Below are 16,844 nucleotides of genomic sequence, written 5' to 3'. Positions count from 1 at the left end.
CTCAACGCTCCCCGACGTCGCGGGCCGGCTGCTCGATGGGCTGGCCCAGGGAGCGGCGGGTGAGCAGGGTCGCGCCGGCCACCGCAGCCGGCATGACCAGCACCGCGCCGAGCGGGATCAGGAAGCACACGAAGACGGCCACCCCGAAGCCCAGCGTCGTCGGCCGGTCGGCCTTGAGCAGGGAGCGGCGGTCGGGCAGCCGCATGCCGCGCCGGTAGAAGGGCGCCCCCGCCAGCTCCAGCGCGAGGAACCAGCCGCCCACGGCCGCCCCGATCACCGATACGACGGTCTGGCCGACCACCGGGATGAAGCCGGCCGCGAAGAGCGGAATGCCGACGAGCACGGAGATCGCCACCAGCCGCAGCGAGTCGACCACGCTGCGGCGCAGCGACGCCCAGAACGGCGCCTCCACCGCGCCGGGCGTGCCGCCGTAGCGCTCGTCGACCCGCTCGGAGATCTTCTCGTAGAACGGGTCGCCGATGACCAGGGTCACGGCGGTGAAGGTGAGCACCGCGAGCAGCCCGCCGACCCCGAGAAACGCCAGCCCCGCGATCACCCGGACGAGGCTGCGGGCGGTGCCGGACCAGTCGTCGGCGAACGGGGTGACCAGCGCGGCGAGGTCGTCCACGAAGTACACGAGGGTGGCGAAGGCGGCCACGAAGAGCGTGCCGGAGATCAGCGCCGGCACGATGCCGAGCAGCATCAGGCCGGGGCTGCGCACGTACAGGCCGATGCCGCGCAGGAGCAGCCCGATCCCGGAGAGGAAGCGGCCGACGACGCCGGTCACCGGCGCGGTGATACTGGGTACATTCACGACCGCTGAGCCTAACGGCGACCGGCACGCCCGGCCCGCCAACCACATTGCGGCGGGGTGAGAGGGGTTCCCTTCTATACCGCAGGCGTTAACAGGGGCCCTTCCTTGCACAATGTCGGGGGTGCGGGCCTCGCGGTTGATCTCGTTGGTGCTGCTGCTCCAGTCGCGGGAGGCGATGACGGCGGCCGAGCTGGCCCGCGAGCTGGAGGTCTCCGAACGGACCGTGTACCGGGACGTGCTGGCGCTGTCGGCCGCCGGGGTGCCCGTCTACGCCGACCGGGGCCGGGCCGGCGGGTACCGCCTGCTGGGCGGCTACCGGACCCGGCTGACCGGGCTCACCCGGGACGAGGCGGAGGCGCTGTTCCTCGCCGGGCTGCCCGGGCCGGCGGGCGACATGGGGCTGGCCGACGCGGTCGCCTCGGCCGAGCTGAAGGTGCTGGCCGCACTGCCGCCCGCGCTGCGCGACGCCCCCGCCCGCGCCGGGCAGCGGTTCCACCTGGACGTGCCGGGCTGGTTCCGCGACGCCGCGCCGCCGCCCCGGCTGGCCGAGCTGGCCCGCGCGGTGTGGGGCGACCGGGTCGTCGAGCTGCGCTACCGGCGCGGCGACGGCGAGGTCGTCCGGCGGGTCGAGCCGTACGGGCTCGTGCTCAAGAGCGCGGTCTGGTATCTGGTCGCCCGCGTCGGCGACGGCACGCGCACGTACCGGGTGGACCGGGTGGTCGACGTGACCGTGGACGGGGGGACGTTCGACCGCGACGAGGGCTTCGACCTGGGCGGATACTGGCGGGAGCAGGCCGAGGCGTTCCTGCGGGGCATGCAGCGGGCCCGGGTCCGCGTCCGGCTGAGCCCCGCCGGCCTGCGCGCGCTCCGCAACGCCCCGGAGACCCCTCTCGGGTACGCGGAGGCGACGGCCGCCGCCGGCGAGCCCGACGGCGCCGGCTGGGTGGTCACCTGGCTGCCCGTCGAGTCCGTCGACGTGGCGTACGACCTGGTGCTGCGGCTCGGGCCGGAGGTGGAGGTGCTCGACCCGCCGGAGCTGCGGGGGCGGGTGGCCGCTGCCGCCGCCCGGCTCACCGCGCTGTACGGCGGGCCGGGCGGCGGACGGGAGGGTCACGAGCAGCCGGGCGACGGTCGGCGGTAGTCGACGGTCAGCGGTAGTCGGCGACGTCGGCCTGCTTGCCGCCGTGCACGACCTCGGTGAGGTAGCGGAAGCCGTCCGGCCGGCTGCCGTCGAGGTCGGTGAAGCCGTACACCCGGCTCAGCTCGCCGGCGGAGACGGACCTGCCGTTCCAGCGGGCCCGGTCGGGGTCGGCGGCCAGCGCGGCGACGGCCCGCCCGACGTACGCCGGGGTCTCCGAGATGAGGAAGTGCGGGTCCTTCGCCGCGCCGTCGCGCCAGTTGGCCTCGGTGACCCCGAAGTGTTCCAGCATGAACTCGGAGCGGATCCAGCCGGGCGAGAGCGCGACGGCGGTGCCGCCGTGCGGCTCCAGCTCGTGCGCCTGGGTGAAGGCGAGCCGGTTCACGCAGGTCTTGGCCAGGTCGTAGAAGACCGACAGACGGTAGTTGGCGTCGTTGTACTCCCGGGTCCCGTCGCCGATCTCCACCACCAGCCCGCCGGGGCGGCGGATCAGCAGCGGCAGGGCGTAGTGGCTGGTGACGATGTGGGTGTCGACCGCGAGCCGCAGGGTGCGGAAGCCGGCCTCCAGGGGCTGTTCCCAGACGGGCTTCTCCCAGGTGATCAGGGGGTCGGCGCCCCACACGTCGTTGACCAGCACGTCGAGCCGGCCCTGCTCGGCGTCGATCCGGGCCACCAGGTCGCGGACCTGCTCGGGGACGAGATGGTCGACCCGGGCGGCGATGCCGGTGCCGCCGGCGGCGGTGACCAGCTCGGCGGTCTCCTCGATGGTCTCGGGCCGGTCCAGTTCGGAGCGGCCGGCGGTGCGGCTGCTGCGGCCGGTGGCGTACACCGTGGCACCGGCCGCGCCGAGTTGGACCGCGATCTGCCGGCCGGCGCCCCGGGTCGCCCCGGCGACGAGCGCGATCTTCCCGGTCAGGGGTTTCGTTGTCATGCGTCGACCCTGACAGCAATACCTGACAGCCGAAGTCCGGTTTCGCGGACGGGTGTCCTGCGTCATGCTCGGCGCATGCACCTGCTGCTCTCGGGGATCGTCGGCTCGGTGGCGTACGGGCTGGCCCGGCCCGGCTCCGACGTCGACCGGATCGGCGTGTTCGCCGCGCCGACCGTCGCCTTCCACGGCCTGCACCCGCCCCGCGAGTCGGTGGTCACCACCGACCCGGACGTCACCCTGCACGAGGCCGGCAAGTACGCCCGGCTGGCGCTGGGCGGCAACCCGACCGCCACCGAGCTGATGTGGCTGCCCGACGACTGCTACGAGGCCCGCACGGAGCTGGGCGACCGGCTGGTCGGCATCCGATCGGCGTTCCTGAGCGCACCCCGGGTCCGCGACGCCTACCTCGGGTACGCCGCGCAGCAGTTCCGCAAGCTGGCCTCCCGGGGCGACGGAACGTTCTCGGCCGACACGCGGCGGCGGACCGCCAAGCACGCCCGGCACCTGGCCCGGCTGGTGCACCAGGGCCGGCTGCTGTACGCCACCGGCGTCCTGGAGATCCGGCTGACCGACCCGGAGCGGTTCCGGGCGTTCGGGGAGCGGGTCGCCGGCGGGGAGCTGGCGGAGGCGCGGGACCTGCTCGCCGAGGCGGAACGGGACTTCGACACGACGCGTACGCCGTTGCCGCAGCGGCCCGACGAGGCGACCGTGGAGCGCTGGCTGCTCGACGTGCGGGCCGCCCACCTGCCGCCGGTCGGGGCGTGACACGGGTGACACCCCCGACGACCGGCGTCACCCGTTGAGGAACCCCGAGATCCGCTCCCGCAGGTCGGCGCGCTCCGACCAGAGCACGCCCGGGCGGTCGTAGACGTGGAGGGTGGCCCGGGGCAGGGCGGCCGCGAGCTGCTCGGCGACCTCGACCGGGTGCAGGTCGTCGCCCGCGCAGGCGAGCACCAGGGCCGGGGCGGTCACCGCGGCCAGCTCCGCCCCGTCGTCCAGCGGGGCCTGGTCGGGCAGGTCGGCGAGGCCCGCCGCGAGGCCGTCGCGGAGGAGCTGGTCGAGCCGCTGCCGCAGGTACGCCCACCCGGCGGGCGTGTTGCGCACGGCGGGCGGCAGCTCGGCCGAGACGACGTCGGCGGCGGCGGAGGCATCCCCGTTCTCCACCGCCTCGAGCAGGGCGGTGATCCGGTCCCGGGCGGCGGGAGCCCGGGGCCGGTCGAGCGCCGCGGGGAGGAAGAAGACCAGCCGGTCGAAGCGCTCCGGGCTCTCGGCGAGCAGCCGGCACAGCGCGCCCGCGCCGAGACTCGCGCCGAACGCGCGGGTGGCGTTGCCGAGGTCGGCGACGGCCCGCAGGTCCCGGGCGAGGTCGAGGTAGTTCCACGGGCCGGGGGGCGCCTCGGAGCGGCCGTGCCCCCGGAACTGGAAGAAGACCTTGCGGCCGGTGACGCCGCTGCCGAAGGGCCGGGTGGTGGCGATGCCGTTGCCCAGCCCGTGCGCGAACACGGTGACCGGGTCGCCGACGCCGGTGACGAGCTGTTCGAGGCGCACCCCGTGCGGGGTGGTGACCAGCTCGGTTTCCGGCTCGGGCAGGGCCGGCCGGCCCGTGCGCGGGGCGCCCGGGCCGGGGCCCCAGGTCCGTGGCCCGCCGTCCGGCGGCGGTGGCCAGCGAAACCCTCTCACCAGGAGGATCCCCGGCCGTCGTGCAGGTCACGCAGCCCGACCCGCACGTCCAGCAGGTAGATCAGAGCGGCGGCGATGCCGACCAGGCCGAAGATGTTCAGCACGTTGTTGGTCAGCAGGGTGAGTGCCAGGCAGACCGCGAGGATGGCGATCCACCCGCCCTTGGGCAGGGTCCCGATCGCGGCGAAGGCCTCGCCGCGCTGGGTGATCGCGTGCACGAGTGCCACCCCCTCGATGACGAGGGCGAACACCAGCAGCAGCATGGTGATCCAGTACTGGACCTGGAAGGCGAAGATCGGCGCGGCGATGGCCATGCCGGCAAGCTTATGCCGACGACCCCGGATCCGTCCGCCAGGACGTCTCCGGGGTCGTGCGACGTATCCCTCCGGCGGGCCGCATCGCCCGTCGCGGCCCAGCTCCCGACGGAACCGGTCGGCTACTCGGCGGCCGGGCGGGGCGGGCCGGCCACCGGGCGGGGCATCGGCTACTCGGCGGCCGGGCGGGTCCGGCGGGTGGCCTTGGGCAGCTTGGCCGACGGGGTGTCGGCGGCCTTCGGGGTCGTGCTGTCGGCGGCCTTGGCCTTGGCGGTGGCCTTGGCGGTGGTCGCCTTGGTCGCGCGGGTGCGCGGGGTCCGGGCGGTGGCCGGCTTGGCCTCGACGACCTCGGCCACGTCGGCCGGGGTCGGAACGTCGGCCTTCGCCGCCGGCGTGGCCTCGGGCTGCGACTTCGCGTCCGTCGCGGGCTGCGCCTGAGCGACCGGCGCGGTCTCGGCGGGGGCGGTCGGGGCCGGGTTCAGCTCGGCCTCGGTCGCCTCGATGTCGGCGTTGACCGTGCCGGCGGCCTCCAGCACGCCCGCACCGACCACCCGCTCGCCACGGGCGACCAGCTCGGCGTACGCGGCCAGGGCCCGCTCCTGGGCGGCCTGCGCGCCGGCGACGACGACGGCCGCGTTCCGGGCGGCCAGCCCGCGCAGCCGGTCGAGGTCGGTCAGCCCGCGCAGCCGGTCGAGGTCGGTCAGCCCGCGCAGCCGGTTGACGTCGGCGACCTCGCGCAGGCGGTTGACGTCAGCCGCCTCGCGCAGGCGGTTCAGGTCGGCCGCCTCGCGCAGGCGGCTGAGCTCGGCGGGAACGGACCTGCCGCGCAGCTCGGCGGCGGCCTGGTTCGCCGTACGCAGGGTCTCGGTGGCCTTCTGGCGCAGCTCGAAGCCGGTCACGATGGCCTTGCCGCCCAGGTCGGCGGCGACCTTTCCACTGAGGTCCGTGACCACGGTGGGCAGCTTGCGGAGCTGCTCCAGGGCCAGGTCGCCGGCGCCGGCGGCGGCGTAGAGCGGGGCCGGGATACGGTGGGTCTTCGGCTGGGTCATGACTTTCCCTCCTCGACCGCGGCGGCGGTCTGCTCGGTCGCCTTCTCGGCGGCCTTCCTCGCGGGCGTGCTGCTGGGCGGCGCGGGTGCCGGCCCGGCTTCGGTGACGGCGACCGACTCCAGGACCGCCTCGGTCGGGGTGCCCTCCACTGTGGTGGGCCCGGTCGCCGCCGGGGTGGTCGTGCCCGGGGCCTCCGGGGCGGTGCCCGGCGCGGACGGGGCGGCGGACCCGGTGGCGGGCTGGGCGGCGGCCTGGGTGGCTTCGGCGGCGGCCTCGGCGGCGGCCTCGGCGGCGGCCTCGGCCGCCTCGGTGGCGGCCGTCGCCTCGGCGAGCCGGCTGTTCTCCCGGCGGAAGGTCTCGTAGATCTGGGTCAGGGACTGCTTCTGCGCCATGGTGAGGTCGGGATCGACCGCGATGGCGGCGAGCACGCCCTGCCCCTCCTTGTCGTCGAGCAGGCCGGCCCGCAGGTACATCGCCGGGGTGGAGACCCGCAGCGCGCTGGCGAGCTGCTGGAGCACCTCGGCGCTGGGCTTGCGCAGGCCGCGCTCGATCTGGCTGAGATACGGGTTGCTGACGCCCGCCTGCTCGGCGAGCTGCCGCAGCGAGATCTTCGCGTTCCGCCGCAGGTCACGGATGAACCCGCCGACGTCAGGTAGGTCCTTGGGACTGGCCATGGCCCCACGCTAACCGGCCCCGCTAGCTGCTGCAAGCAAAACGCTAACCCCAGTTAGCAAGGTCTCACGGCCCTGGTCAGCGCCGCCCGCCTGCGGCCTGTTGCGCGCCGTCCGTCCGGTCCGTACCTTCCCCGGGATGACGAGGATCGAGATCAACGGCGCGAAGCTCGCGTACGACGACACGGGTGACGGAACGCCCGTGCTCCTGCTGCACGCCGGCATCGCCGACCGGCGCATGTGGCGGGAACAGGTGCCCGCTTTGGCCGCCCGGCACCGCGTGATCGCCGTCGACCTGCGCGGCTACGGCGACTCCGAGCTGCCCACCGACCCGTTCGCCCACCACGACGACGTCGTCGGCCTGCTGGACGCCCTGGAGCTGCCCCGGGCCGCGCTCGTCGGGTGCTCCTTCGGCGGCGCCGTGGCCGTCGACACCGCCCTCGCATACCCGGATCGGGTCGGCGCACTCGCCCTGTTCGGCACGGCCGTCAGCGGCAACGAGTGGTCCGAGGAGGCCAACGACCTCTGGGACGACCTGGTCGGCGAGACGGACCCCGAGGACTTCGCGGCCACGGCGGCCGGCGAGGTGCGGTTCTGGGTGGTCGGGCCGCGCCGCCGCCCCGAAGACGTCGACCCAGCGCTGATCCGGTTCGCCGAGGAGATGGACCGCCGGGCGCTCGCGGCCGAGCTGGCGTTGAGCGCCGTCGAGGTGACCGAACTCGACCCGCCCGCGATCGAGCGGCTCGGCGAGCTGCGCGTACCGGTGCTGGTGGCCGCCGGGGCCGCCGACGTGCCGGACATCGGCCGGCTCGCCGACCGGATCGCCGCCGAGGTGCCGGGCGCGGTGCGGCTGCCGGACGTACCGGACGCCGGACACCTGCTCCCCCTGGAACGCCCGGACGCCGTCAACGGCGCGCTGCTGGACTTCCTGCGGTAAGAACGATCCGGCGTCGTCCCCCGGGCCGGTCCGCCACCGTCACCAGACCGGGCGGACCGCCCCGACCGGGACCCCGCCGCCGAGCAGCGGCAGCTCGGCGTACTCGTCGAGGACGGGCGCCCGGACGCCCAGCCGGCGCAGCGCGGAGACCAGGACCGGCATCCGGGCCCGCGTCGCCCCGTCGTCGATCTTCAGCGCGACCGCGCCGACGCCCGGGAGCGCGGCGGCGATCACCCCCTCCGCGCCGATCTTCGCGAGTGCGCCGGGCAGGCCGCGCATCAGCCGGCTGTCCTCGGCCCAGGTGCCGCCGACCAGCTCCGGGTGCGCCCGCATGGCGTCCGCGACGACACGCTCCGGCGAGCCCGGCCCGGCGGAGACCAGCCGCAGGTACGCGCGGGCCAGCCCGGTCAGCGACACGGCCAGCACCGGCGCGCCGCAGCCGTCGACCCCGACCGCCGCCACCGGCTCCCCGGTGCACTCCTCCACGGCCGCCCGTAGCGCCCGCTGCAACGGGTGCTCCGGCTGCCGGTACCCCGCGCGGGGCCAGCCGGCCGCCAGGCAGGTGAGCAGCATGCCGGTGTGCTTGCCGGAGCAGTTCATCCGGCCCCGGGTCGGCCCGCCGCCCGCGCGCAGCACCGCCTCCCGAGCCAGCTCGCCCATCGGCAGGTCGGGCGGGCAGCCCAGGTCGGACTCGTCCAGCCCGGCGCCGGCCAGCAGCGCGCCGACCCGGGCCACGTGGAACTCCTCCCCGGCGTGGCTGGCCGACACGATCGCCACGTCGGCCGGGTCGGTCAGCGGCAGCCCGGCGCGGAGCATGCCGACGGCCTGTATCGGTTTGCTGGCCGAGCGGGGAAAGACCGGTGACCCGGCGTCCCCGGCGACCGCCACCGGCGCGCCGGCCGCGTCGAGCACCACCACCGAGCCGCGGTGCAGCCCCTCCACGAACCCGGAGCGGACCACCTCGACCAGCGGCACGCCACCCTCGTACGTCTTCGTCACACGCTGGACGGTACCGACACCGCCGGCGGCGGCCGGAGGGCGGGTGACCAGGGCGGTCGCCACCGCCACGACAGGGGCGGAGGCCGGTTCAGGGCTTACCGGCACGCGCCGCCCAGCCGGGATCTACCGGGGCGCGACGCCGAGCAGCGCGCGGGCCTCGGCGGTGGTCAGCGGCGGGCGCTGCGCGAGCTGGGCGAAGCCCACCGCCCGCGCCACGAGCTGCATGTTCGACTCGACCGGCCGGCCCTTCGCGTACGTCACCGTGTCCTCCATGCCGACCCGCAGGTGCCCGCCGGCCGACAGCGAGGCCAGCAGCACCGGGATCGTGCTGCGCCCGATGCCGGTGGCCGAGAACGTGGCGCCCTCCGGCAGGTCGCGCAGCGCCTGATGGGCGGCGGCCAGCGTCGACGTGGTGCCCGGCATGCCGCCCGGCACGCCCATCACGAAGTCGACGTGCACGTGCCCGCCGTGCGGCAGGCCATGCTTGCCGAGGAGCCGCGCAAGGGCGGTGAGGTGACCGAGGTCGAAGATCTCGTACTCGGGCACGATGCCGCGCTCCTGCATCCGGGTGTGCAGGTCGACGATGAACTCCCAGCGGTTGAGGAAGACGTCGTCGCCGAAGTTGAGCGTACCCATGGTGCAGGACGCCATGTCCGGCCCGGCGTCCAGCACGGCCAGCCGGTCGGCCTCCGGGTCGGTCACCGCGCCGCCGGTGGAGAGCTGCACGATCAGGTCGGTGCCCTCGCGCAGCGCCGCCACGGTCTCCCGCAGCCGCCCCTGGTCGAGGGTGGGCCGGGCCTCGCCGTCGCGGATGTGGACGTGGATCACGGCGGCGCCGAGCGCCTCGCACTCCTTGGCGGTCAGCAGCAGCTCGTCGAGGGTCACCGGCAGCGCCGGGACCTCGGCCTTGGCCGACTCCGCGCCGGTGGGGGCAACCGTGATCAACGTCCCTGTCGTCATGCCGGCGATCCTAGACGCCCCGCAGGGGCCCGGTCGACGGCGCGCGCTCCCACAGCGGACGCCACCGTCCGGCAGCCGGCCGCGTAGCTGCCTTACTCGATGGCGGCGGTCGACTCGCCGACCAGCAGGGTGGCGGAGTCCGGGACGTTGCGCTTCAGCACCGCCAGCGCGACCTGGCCCAGCTCGTGGTGCAGCACCGCCGTGCCGACGAAGCCGACCGCCCGGCCGTCGAGGGTCACCGGCGTGCCGGCGGCCGGCAGCCGGTCGGTGGTCACCCCGTCCAGGTGCAGCAGTACGAGGCGACGCGGCGGCCGCCCCATGTTGTGCACCCGGGCCACTGTCTCCTGCCCCCGGTAGCAGCCCTTGTCGAGGTGCACGGCCGAGGCGATCAGGTCCACCTCGGCCGGGATGGTCCGGTGGTCGGTGTCCACCCCGACCCGGGCCCGGCGGGCGGCCACCCGGATCGCCTCGTACGCCCACAACCCCACCGCCGGCACCCCCGCGTCGCGCAGCTCTGCGACGACCTGGTCCATGGCGGGCCGGGGCACCAGCAGGTCCACGCCGAGCGGGCCCCGGCGGGCCCAGCCGCCGGCCGGCAGCGGCGCGACCGCATACCGGACGGTGGGCCGGGACGGCAGCTCGCCGGCGCGGAACTTCGGGCCGGGCACCGCGACGGCGTCGGGCGCGGCGAGCCCGGTCACGCCCAGCGTGGCGAGCGCCCCGGCCGCCTCCGGGCCGACGAGCGAGAGCAGGGCGTGCTCGGCGGTGGCGTCGCGGGGCTCGACCTTGCTGAAGAAGCGCATCTTCTCCAGGTACGTCAGCAGGCCCCCGGTCGCGCCGGGCTCCGTGTCCAGCCAGGTGGTGTCGCCGTCCTCGGCGACCATGGCGTGCTGCTCGACGTGCCCGTGCGGGGAGAGCACCAGCAGCTCGGTGCCCTCGCCGGGGGCCAGCGTGGCCAGGTGCTGGGTGGTGAGGGTGTGCAGCCAGCCGATCCGTTCCTCGCCGGGCACGGCGACGACGCCCCGGTGCGACCGGTCGACGAGGCCGACGGCGGTGTCGAGGACGCGCTGCTCCCGCAGCGGGTCGCCGTAGTGGGCGGCGACGGACCGCACCCCCGCCGCCCGGTGCGCCGGCTCCGGCTGGTCCCGGGTCTCCTCGTCGATGGCCTCGGTGGCCACCGCGCCCGCGATGTCGATCATTTCCGCTCCCCGTCCTCGCTCCGGCCCGCTTCCGCGCCCGCCCCTGCTCTGCCGTCCGCGCAGTGGTCGCAGACGCCGAACAGCGCCACGTGCCCGATGTCCACCCGGAACCCGCGCTCGGCGACCAGCCGGTCGGCCAGCGGCCGGAGCAGCTCCGGGTCGATCTCGTCGATCGCGCCGCACTCCCGGCAGACGAGGTGGACGTGCTGGTGCTCGCCGGCCGCATGGTAGGTGGGCGAGCCGTGCGACAGGTGGGTGTGGGTCACCAGGCCGAGGCGTTCCAGCAGCTCCAGCGTGCGGTAGATGGTGGTGATGTTGACCCCGGCGGCGACCTCGCGGACGGCGGTGTGCACCTGCTCCGGGGTGGCGTGCCCGAGGTCCAGCACCGCCTGGAGGATCAGCTGCCGCTGCGCCGTCAGCCGCAGCCCACGGGCGCGGAGCACTTCCGCGAGGGATGATTCGGACACCGTCCGATCATAGTTCGGCCGCCGCGACGCGCCGGCCACCACGGGGGTACGCGGCTAGGCTGACCGGTCGGGGCGGAGGTGGCGAGCGTGGCGGACGTGGCGGACGTGAGGATCGCGGTGCTGGGGCGGGGCGTCGTGCTGGCCGGCGAGGCGGTGCTGCGCGGCGACGATCTGGGCGCCCTCCAGGGCGACGGGCTCTTCGAGACCATGCACGTGCGCGACGGGCGGCCGTGGCTGCGCGACGAGCACCTGGCCCGGCTGTCGCGGGGGGCGGCCCGGATCGGCCTGCCGCTGCCGCCGGCCGGGGTGCTGGTCGACCTGCTGGAGGAGGTCTGCGCGGGCTGGCCGGCCGAGGCGGAGGGCGCGCTGCGGCTGGTCTGCACGCGGGGGCCGGAGGGCGGCGGGCCGCCCTCGGTGCACGCGACGCTCGCCGGGGTGCCGGCCGCCGCGCGGCAGGCCCGGCGGGCCGGGATCTCCGTGGCGACCCTGCCGCTGGGCGTGGCCGCCACCGCCCGCCCCGCCCTGGGCTGGCTGCCGGTCGGGATCAAGTCGACGTCGTACGCGGTGAGTGTCGCCGCCCGCCGCTGGGCCGCCGGGCACGGCGTGGACGACGTGCTCTGGGTCTCCACCGACGGCTACGCCCTGGAGGGGCCGACTGCGAACGTCGTCTGGCTGGCCGGACGCACCCTGTGCACGGTGCCGGCCGCCGCCACCGGCATCCTGCCCGGGGTGACCGCCGCCTGGCTGCTGGCGCACGCCGCCGAGGTGGGCCTGACCGCCGAGGAGCGCATGGTCACCCCGGCCGGGCTGCGCGCCGCCGACGGGGTCTGGTTCACCTCGTCGCTGCGCGGCCTGGCCCCCGTGCACACCCTGGACGGGGTACGCCTGCCTCGCTCGGCGCACACCGACGCCGCCCAGGCCCTGCTCGCCCACCCCCGCTGACCGGCCCGAGGCGGGGCAGCGCAGGGCCAGGGCGGGCAGGCCGGGGCCGGGGCAGCGAGGGTCAGCCGGCGACGCGGAGCAGGCGGGCCGAGAGGTGCGGGGTCAGGGATTGGCCCACGGCGGCCATGTCCTGCGCGTACAGCAGGGCGCCCTCGACGATGCCGAAGAGGCGGTGGCCGGCGGTCACCTCCTTGGCGGTGGCGGTGCGCACCACGGCGTCGGTGACGAACTCCACCTGGGTGCCCTTGCGCTTGCCGATGTGCAGCTCCATCACGCCCGTCGGCACGGACATGAGAGCCTCCAGCTCGTCGGTGGCCCGGCCGTCGCCGTCGAGCACCGGACGCCACCAGCCGATCTCACGGCCGCCGGGGCGCACCGGCCTGCTCTGCTCGTCGAGGATCCACGCCCGCGACTCGTAGTGCAGGAACGGCCGGCCGTCGTGGCTGATCCGGATCTCCTGGGCGAAGTCGAAGTCCTCGATCGTCGGGTAGCCGCCCCGGCCCCGGCCGCGCCACACCCCGACGTACGGCAGCAGGCCGTCCAGCGTCGGATGCAGCTTCGGACCGACGCGCAGGTCGTGGCTCTCCTCGTACGGGTATTCATCGACCGGGGGCGCGTTCAGCCACGGCGGCTGGAGGGGGTTCTCGTCACTCACCGGGTCACCAGCGTCCTCTCGAAATGCGTACAGCCAGGTAGACCAGGCCACCGGCGAGCGCGCCCAGGCCGGCGACCAGCAGGCTGACGAACCCGATCTCGGTAACCATCCCGGCCATCCTATGCTGGGCCCATGGCCCGTTCTCTCGTCGTCAAGGCGACCGCCGGGGCCGACGCCCCGGAGCGGTGCGCCCAGGCCTTCACCGTCGCCGCCACGGCCACCGCCGCCGGTGTGGACGTGTCGCTCTGGCTGACCGGGGAGTCGACCTGGTTCGCGCTGCCGGGCCGGGCACAGGCGTTCGAGCTGCCGCACTCCGCGCCGCTGGGCGAGCTGCTGCACGTGATCCTGACGACGGGCCGGGTCACCGCCTGCACCCAGTGCGCGGCCCGCCGGGACATCGGCCCCGGCGACGTGCTGCCCGGGGTGCGGATCGCCGGGGCGGCGGTCTTCGTCGAGGAGGCGATGGCCGAGGGGGCGCGGGCACTCGTCTACTGAGTGCCGATAACCACCCGGTTCATCCGCTGCCCCGCCTACGATCGCCCTGTGACCGAGGCGACGACCGAGGCGACGGAACGGTTCTTCGCGACGCTGCCGGCGCGCGCCCCCGCGGTCCTGCGCGGCCCGGTGCGCGGCGCGCTCCTGCTCCGGATCACCACCGGCAACCACAGCGAGCACTGGCGGGTCGAGATGGCTCCCGGCTTCGCCCGGGTCACCCGGGAGGCCGGGCCGGCGGACGCCTACTGGTACGGCAGCGCCGACCTGTTCGACCAGCTCGTCACCGGCCGGGCGCACGGCGTGTCGTCGATGCTGCGCAACGAGAGCACGTTCACCGGGGACGTGGTGCTCTTCCTGGCCTTCCGGCGGTTCTTCCCCACCCGGCCGGGCACCCGGGACCCCCGGGTGGTGGCCCGGGAGCAGGCCGGGCGGCCGGCGTGAGGGAGCCGGTGTGACGGAGCAGGTCAGCATCCTCGACGGCAACACGTTCCTGGTCAGCGACCGGCGGGGCGACATCGAGCCGTCGCAGGACTTCCCCACCGGGCTGTTCTCCTTCGACACCCGGTTCCTGTCGACCTGGGTGCTGACCGTCGACGGGAAGCGGCTGCATTCGCTCTCCATCGACGACGCGTTCTCGTACCGCACCCGGTTCTTCCTGGTGCCCGGCGCGCCGACGCACTACCTGGACGCGAAGGTGTCGGTGATCCGCAGCCGGTCCATCGGCGGCAGCTTCGCCGAGGAGCTGACCGTGCTCAACCACTCCGGGCGGGAGGTCGAGTTCGTCGTCCGGCTCGACATGGGGGCCGACTTCGCCGACCTGTTCGAGATCAAGCAGACCCGGCGCAAGAAGGGCCGGGCCACCGCCACCCCGGGGGAGCACGAGCTGCGGTTCACGTACCGGCGCGAGGGTTTCCACCGGGAGACGGTGGTGAGCAGCAGCGCCACGGCGACCGTCGACCCGGCGGGCATGACGTTCCGGGTGTGCGTCGACCCGCGCGGGGAGTGGACGACCCGGCTCACCGTGGACACGGTGATCTACGGGGCCCGGGGGGAGGACATCCGGGCCAACCTGCCGCTCGGCGCGCACCGCTCGGTCGCCGAGATCCACGCCGAGCACGAGGAGACCGTCGCGCGGGCACCGAAGCTCGGCTGCGACTGCGAGCCGCTGGCCGGGGCGTACCTGCGGAGCCTGCACGACCTGGCGGCCCTGCGCTACGAGTCGATCGCCCTCGGGGTGCGGCTGATGGCCGCCGGGCTGCCCTGGTTCATGACGCTGTTCGGGCGGGACAGCATCTTCACCTCGCTCCAGGTGCTGCCGTTTCTGCCGGACCTGGTGCCGCCGACGATCACCATGCTGGCCGGGCTCCAGGGGTTCCGGGTCGACGACTTCCGCGACGAGGAGCCCGGCAAGATCCTGCACGAGCTGCGGTACGGCGAGACGGCGGGCTTCGAGGAGCAGCCGCACTCGCCGTACTACGGCTCCGCCGACGCCACGCCCCTGTTCGTCATCCTGCTCGACGAGTACGAGCGGTGGACCGGCGACGCTGCGCTCGTGCGGCAACTGGAGGCTTCGGCCCGGGCTGCGCTGGAGTGGATCGACACGTACGGCGACCTGCTGGGCACCGGGTACGTCTGGTACCGGACCCGCAACCCGGAGACGGGGCTTGCGAACCAGTGCTGGAAGGACTCCTGGGACGCCATCTCCTACTCCGACGGCCGGCTGCCGGGTTTCCCCCGGGCCACCTGCGAGACCCAGGGGTACGCGTACGACGCGAAGCTGCGCGGGGCGCGGCTGGCCCGCACGGTCTGGAACGATCCCGCGTACGCCGAGCGGCTGGAGCGGGAGGCGGCGGAGCTGAAGGAGCGGTTCAACCGGGACTTCTGGCTGCCCGACCGCGAGTACTACGCGCTGGCGCTGGACCCGGACGGGCGGCCCGTCGACGCCCTGTCGTCGAACATCGGTCACCTGCTGTGGAGCGGGATCGTCGACGCCGACAAGGCCGGTCGGGTCGCCGCGCACCTGCTCGGGCCCCGACTGTTCTCCGGCTGGGGCGTGCGTACGCTCGCCGACGACCAGGGCCGCTACAACCCGATCGGCTACCACGTCGGCACGGTGTGGCCGTTCGACAACTCGATCATCGCGTGGGGCCTGTGGCGGTACGGGTTCCGCGAGGAGGCCGGCCGGATCTGCGAGGGCATCTTCTCCGCGTCCCGGCACTTCGGCGGGCGGCTGCCCGAGGCGTTCGCCGGCTACGAGCGCAGCCTCACCGACTATCCGGTGGAGTATCCGACGGCGTGCAGCCCGCAGGCCTGGTCGGCCGGCACCTCGCTGCTGCTGTTGCGGGTGATGCTCGGCCTGGAGCCGCAGGGCGAGCACCTGATCATCGATCCGGCGGTGCCGGACGGCATGGGCCGGGTGGAGCTGCTCGACATCCCCGGCCGGTGGGGGCTGGTCGACGCGCTGGGCCGCAGCCGCACCGCGAGCGACCCGGTCCGCCGCCGGTGACCCCTGCCGGGCTGCTCCTTGCGGGGGCTCAGGGGCAGGGCGTGGTGGCGGTGAGGTGGTCGCCGGTCAGGGCCACCGTGACCCCGCCGGCACGGTAGGCGTACCCCTCGGGGGTGTCGAGCAGGACCGCGCCGCCGGCGGCCGGGGCGAGTGCGGTGGCCGGCGCGGCCGGGGCCGGGTCGAGGGTGACGCGGGCGGTGCGGGCCTGGCCGTCGCCGCCCGGGCAGGGCGCGGCGAGCAGTTCGGGGGCCGGCCCGGTGGGGGCGGCCAGCGCCCGCAGGGCGGCGGCGAGCGCGCCCGCCTCCGGGCCGCCCTGGGCGGACGGCGGGCGGTAGCCGTCGCCGACGGGCCGGCACCCGGTGCGGACGGTCAGCCGGAGCCGGCCGTCGCCGGCCGGGCGGCCCTCCACCAGCACGAACTCCCCCGCGTCGGCCCGCAGCCGGGGGCCGTCGCCGGTCACCCGGACGCCGGCCTGCCAGTCCGCCGGCAGCCGGCCGGCGACGTCGGTGAGCACCGCGCGCGGGTCGGCGGCGGGGTCGAGGATCTCCACGCCGCGCTCCAGGGTCGCGCCGTCGAGCATGGGGGTCACCCGGCAGCCCGCCTCGGTCCGGGCGGGCGTGAGCGCGACGGCCCGGTCGCCGGCCGCCGCGACCAGCTCGCCCACCGCGCGGTCGACCACCGGGCCGGCCTGGGCCAGGCTGCGCTGCTCGCGGACCGTCGGCCCGTCGTCGCGGACCGAGACCCAGGTGAGTACGCCGAGCAGCACCGCCCAGGCCACGGTCGCCGCGAGCAGCCAACGGGACCGGCGGCCCGGCGGGGTCGGCTCTCGTCTTCCGCCGGGGCCGGTCGGCGGGGCGTATCCGGCAGGGGCAGCACCACTCACCCGCTCATCGTGTCACGCGGGGCCGAGCGCCCGGTGGGCACGCCACTTCCAGCCCCTGACCGGCCGCTACTCCCCCGGCCGGCGACGGCGGGTCAACCGAACGGTCAGAACCCGGGCCGGCATTTGGCGACCACCAGGTGAACACGTAGCGTTACCGCAGCGCCGCAACGTGAGCGGCTTTCGCATACCCCCTCACCTGCGAAA

At 75.3% G+C, this 16,844-nt stretch carries 20 protein-coding genes; 7 read left to right on the top strand and 13 right to left on the bottom strand.

What is annotated here, in order from left to right; translation table 11 throughout:
* Window position 1: 1 nt before the first annotated feature.
* Complete coding sequence (locus ACFT41_RS07580) at window positions 2–862, bottom strand: EI24 domain-containing protein (RefSeq protein WP_377582272.1); 861 nt, start codon at window positions 860–862, stop codon at window positions 2–4.
* Between the two features lie 64 nt (window positions 863–926).
* Between ACFT41_RS07580 and ACFT41_RS07575 the strand changes: the two genes are divergently transcribed.
* Window positions 927–1,955: a helix-turn-helix transcriptional regulator gene (locus ACFT41_RS07575; RefSeq protein ID WP_377582269.1), complete on the top strand. Its 1,029-nt coding sequence runs from the start codon at window positions 927–929 to the stop codon at window positions 1,953–1,955.
* 7 nt (window positions 1,956–1,962) lie between these two features.
* On the opposite strand, the gene ACFT41_RS07570 is transcribed toward ACFT41_RS07575, so the two are convergent.
* A complete protein-coding gene (locus ACFT41_RS07570; RefSeq protein ID WP_377582266.1) occupies window positions 1,963–2,883 on the bottom strand; it encodes an SDR family oxidoreductase in 921 nt (306 codons plus the stop codon).
* A gap of 75 nt (window positions 2,884–2,958) precedes the next feature.
* On the opposite strand from ACFT41_RS07570, the gene ACFT41_RS07565 reads away from it, so the two are divergent.
* Window positions 2,959–3,648 carry a DNA polymerase beta superfamily protein gene (locus ACFT41_RS07565; RefSeq protein WP_377582263.1) on the top strand — a complete coding sequence of 230 codons (690 nt, stop codon included), beginning with the start codon at window positions 2,959–2,961 and terminating at the stop codon, window positions 3,646–3,648.
* 27 nt (window positions 3,649–3,675) lie between these two features.
* Here the strand turns inward: ACFT41_RS07565 and ACFT41_RS07560 are convergent, their stop codons facing one another.
* From ACFT41_RS07560 to ACFT41_RS07545, 4 genes are all read right to left on the bottom strand, one after another.
* Complete coding sequence (locus ACFT41_RS07560) at window positions 3,676–4,563, bottom strand: alpha/beta fold hydrolase (protein ID WP_377582260.1); 888 nt, start codon at window positions 4,561–4,563, stop codon at window positions 3,676–3,678.
* Entirely contained in the window at window positions 4,560–4,877 is a 318-nt protein-coding gene (locus ACFT41_RS07555) for a DUF2516 family protein (protein ID WP_377582257.1), read from the bottom strand. Before ACFT41_RS07555 ends, ACFT41_RS07560 begins: the two co-directional genes overlap by 4 nt.
* A gap of 170 nt (window positions 4,878–5,047) precedes the next feature.
* Entirely contained in the window at window positions 5,048–5,926 is an 879-nt protein-coding gene (locus ACFT41_RS07550) for a hypothetical protein (protein ID WP_377582254.1), read from the bottom strand.
* On the bottom strand, window positions 5,923–6,600 hold the full coding sequence (locus tag ACFT41_RS07545) for a helix-turn-helix domain-containing protein (RefSeq protein ID WP_377582251.1): 678 nt from the start codon (window positions 6,598–6,600) through the stop codon (window positions 5,923–5,925). The genes ACFT41_RS07550 and ACFT41_RS07545 overlap by 4 nt, the downstream gene beginning before the upstream one ends.
* A 136-nt stretch (window positions 6,601–6,736) precedes the next feature.
* Between ACFT41_RS07545 and ACFT41_RS07540 the strand changes: the two genes are divergently transcribed.
* Complete coding sequence (locus tag ACFT41_RS07540; RefSeq protein ID WP_377582248.1) at window positions 6,737–7,534, top strand: alpha/beta fold hydrolase; 798 nt, start codon at window positions 6,737–6,739, stop codon at window positions 7,532–7,534.
* 39 nt (window positions 7,535–7,573) lie between these two features.
* On the opposite strand, the gene ACFT41_RS07535 is transcribed toward ACFT41_RS07540, so the two are convergent.
* From ACFT41_RS07535 to ACFT41_RS07520, 4 genes are all read right to left on the bottom strand, one after another.
* Complete coding sequence (locus ACFT41_RS07535) at window positions 7,574–8,533, bottom strand: asparaginase (protein WP_377582245.1); 960 nt, start codon at window positions 8,531–8,533, stop codon at window positions 7,574–7,576.
* Window positions 8,534–8,656: 123 nt separating this feature from the next.
* Window positions 8,657–9,493: a 3-keto-5-aminohexanoate cleavage protein gene (locus ACFT41_RS07530; protein WP_377582243.1), complete on the bottom strand. Its 837-nt coding sequence runs from the start codon at window positions 9,491–9,493 to the stop codon at window positions 8,657–8,659.
* A gap of 92 nt (window positions 9,494–9,585) precedes the next feature.
* On the bottom strand, window positions 9,586–10,692 hold the full coding sequence (locus tag ACFT41_RS07525) for a YgfZ/GcvT domain-containing protein (RefSeq protein ID WP_377582240.1): 1,107 nt from the start codon (window positions 10,690–10,692) through the stop codon (window positions 9,586–9,588).
* Complete coding sequence (locus ACFT41_RS07520; RefSeq protein ID WP_377582237.1) at window positions 10,689–11,159, bottom strand: Fur family transcriptional regulator; 471 nt, start codon at window positions 11,157–11,159, stop codon at window positions 10,689–10,691. The genes ACFT41_RS07525 and ACFT41_RS07520 overlap by 4 nt, the downstream gene beginning before the upstream one ends.
* Window positions 11,160–11,255: 96 nt before the next feature.
* On the opposite strand from ACFT41_RS07520, the gene ACFT41_RS07515 reads away from it, so the two are divergent.
* Window positions 11,256–12,101, top strand: coding sequence for an aminotransferase class IV (locus ACFT41_RS07515; RefSeq protein ID WP_377582326.1), 846 nt, complete (start codon window positions 11,256–11,258; stop codon window positions 12,099–12,101).
* A gap of 61 nt (window positions 12,102–12,162) precedes the next feature.
* On the opposite strand, the gene ACFT41_RS07510 is transcribed toward ACFT41_RS07515, so the two are convergent.
* Together ACFT41_RS07510 and mtfM are read right to left on the bottom strand one after the other, a co-directional pair.
* Window positions 12,163–12,756: an FABP family protein gene (locus ACFT41_RS07510; protein WP_377582234.1), complete on the bottom strand. Its 594-nt coding sequence runs from the start codon at window positions 12,754–12,756 to the stop codon at window positions 12,163–12,165.
* A 4-nt stretch (window positions 12,757–12,760) separates the two neighbouring features.
* Window positions 12,761–12,865 (bottom strand): small membrane protein MtfM, encoded by a 105-nt coding sequence (gene mtfM / locus ACFT41_RS07505; protein WP_267897534.1) that lies wholly within the window; start codon window positions 12,863–12,865, stop codon window positions 12,761–12,763.
* A gap of 23 nt (window positions 12,866–12,888) precedes the next feature.
* Between mtfM and ACFT41_RS07500 the strand changes: the two genes are divergently transcribed.
* The 3 genes from ACFT41_RS07500 to ACFT41_RS07490 are packed head-to-tail and all read left to right on the top strand — an operon-like array spanning window position 12,889 to window position 15,757.
* Window positions 12,889–13,251, top strand: a complete 363-nt coding sequence (locus ACFT41_RS07500) for a DsrE family protein (protein WP_377582231.1) — start codon at window positions 12,889–12,891, stop codon at window positions 13,249–13,251.
* Between the two features lie 48 nt (window positions 13,252–13,299).
* Window positions 13,300–13,692, top strand: coding sequence for a hypothetical protein (locus tag ACFT41_RS07495; protein ID WP_377582229.1), 393 nt, complete (start codon window positions 13,300–13,302; stop codon window positions 13,690–13,692).
* 10 nt (window positions 13,693–13,702) lie between these two features.
* Complete coding sequence (locus ACFT41_RS07490; protein WP_377582226.1) at window positions 13,703–15,757, top strand: glycogen debranching N-terminal domain-containing protein; 2,055 nt, start codon at window positions 13,703–13,705, stop codon at window positions 15,755–15,757.
* Window positions 15,758–15,785: 28 nt separating this feature from the next.
* On the opposite strand, the gene ACFT41_RS07485 is transcribed toward ACFT41_RS07490, so the two are convergent.
* Window positions 15,786–16,640 carry a hypothetical protein gene (locus tag ACFT41_RS07485; RefSeq protein WP_377582223.1) on the bottom strand — a complete coding sequence of 285 codons (855 nt, stop codon included), beginning with the start codon at window positions 16,638–16,640 and terminating at the stop codon, window positions 15,786–15,788.
* Window positions 16,641–16,844: the final 204 nt, after the last annotated feature.

Origin of the sequence: Micromonospora sp. NPDC057141, from assembly GCF_042670805.1 — a bacterium.
In the GTDB taxonomy this organism is placed as follows: domain Bacteria; phylum Actinomycetota; class Actinomycetes; order Mycobacteriales; family Micromonosporaceae; genus Micromonospora.
This window is presented reverse-complemented; position numbering and strand designations above follow the sequence as displayed.